The organism is Paraburkholderia sp. SIMBA_030 (assembly GCF_046535245.1).
GTDB lineage: Bacteria > Pseudomonadota > Gammaproteobacteria > Burkholderiales > Burkholderiaceae > Paraburkholderia.
In genome coordinates, this window is sequence record NZ_JAWRXB010000476.1 from 1 (window position 1) to 274 (window position 274).

At 62.8% G+C, this 274-nt stretch carries 1 protein-coding gene; it reads left to right on the forward strand.

All coding sequences use genetic code 11. The annotated features are described in order from the left end of the window. Positions 1-274 (forward strand): SDR family NAD(P)-dependent oxidoreductase (locus SB772_RS40850; protein WP_410838631.1); only part of this gene is annotated, 274 nt, incomplete at both ends.

The window sequence follows — 274 nt, forward strand, 5'->3', positions numbered from 1 at the left end:
GGAGGTGCAGGAACTCGGCCGCCGCGTGCTTACCTGCAAGGTCGACGTCACGCAGGCCGCGCAGATCGACGGGATGATCGCGCGGGCGATTTCGGAACTCGGCGGGCTCGACATTCTCGTGAACTGCGCGGGCGTGATTTCGATTCATCCGGTCGCCGAGCTATCGGAGCGCGACTGGGACTTCGTCATGGACGTGAACGCAAAGGGCACGTTTCTCGGCTGCAAGGCGGCGCTGCCGCATTTTCTGATGCAAAAGCGCGGTCGCATCATCAAC